1 protein-coding gene and 1 pseudogene are annotated in these 993 nt (G+C 65.5%); both read left to right on the forward strand.

From position 1 onward, the window contains the following. A pseudogene (locus ACLEQD_RS44180) lies at window positions 1-584 on the forward strand (hypothetical protein); the annotation flags it as partial. Further along, window positions 581-943 (forward strand): hypothetical protein, encoded by a 363-nt coding sequence (locus ACLEQD_RS44185; RefSeq protein ID WP_410391898.1) that lies wholly within the window; start codon window positions 581-583, stop codon window positions 941-943. The pseudogene ACLEQD_RS44180 and the gene ACLEQD_RS44185, both read left to right, overlap by 4 nt. Window positions 944-993 lie beyond the last annotated feature (50 nt).

Consider the following 993-nt stretch of genomic DNA (forward strand, 5'->3'; position numbering starts at 1 on the left):
CGCGGGTTCTCGTCCTCGCGGTCACGGTCGCGGTGAGCTACGGCATGACCGGTGGCGCGTCGTTGCTGGCGGCCCGGCTGTCGACACTGCCGAACTTTCCGGGAGGCGCGGCGGGGGCCTCACGCATTGGCGTGCACGTCACGAGCCTTGAGCAGGTACGGGCCGTGTCCGTTTCGGGCGGAGTCATCACACTCGCGCTTCCGTCCACGGCCGTCGCCATGGCGGTGAAGGGAAGGGGAACGACTCCGGCCAGCGCACCTTCAGGTGGTGCGCGTTCCTGGGGCTCCTTCAGCGCACTCAAGCGGGCCCGAGGACCCGCAGGCCAGGGAAAGCAGTGGCACCACATCGTCGAGCAGACGGACGGCAACGTGCAGCGCTTCGGTCCCCAGGCCCTGCACAACACCGAGAACGTGATCGCGCTCGACGAGGCCATCCACCAGCAAATCAGCAGGTACTATTCGTCGAAGGATCCGTTCACCACAGGGGGACAGACATCCGTGCGGCAATGGTTGAGCGGTCAGTCCTTCCAGGCCCAACGGGACTTCGGGAGGATGATCCTCATGCGCTATGGAGTTGTTCCATGAGTGCTCGCAAGTTTCAGAAGGCCAGCATCGAGGAACTCGTCCAGTGGTACGCGGAGGGATCCATCGCGTACGGACAAGCGCTGGAGGCTGCGGACTCGCGGGCCGCCAACCGAGCCAACGACAAGATCATGGGGGCCTACCAGGAGATTCGGAGCCGTGAATCACTGTCCCAGCTCATCCCCCTGCTCAAGAGCGAGGACGAAACCCTCAGGATGCACGTCGCGGCCCACGTTCTGGAATTCGCCCCCGAGCTTGGCGAGCCGACGTTGCTCTGGCTCGCAAAGCGTCCCGGACTCCTCGGGTTCCGTGCGGAGTACGTCCTCAAGGCCTGGCGGGAGGGCACACTCAAGTTCCCCTGAGCGCACCCTCCGGCCCTCAGCTCCCGCCCAGGTCCGCCAGGTTCAACCCG

Source organism: Corallococcus sp. 4LFB (assembly GCF_046520365.1).
Taxonomy (GTDB): Bacteria; Myxococcota; Myxococcia; order Myxococcales; family Myxococcaceae; genus Corallococcus; species Corallococcus caeni.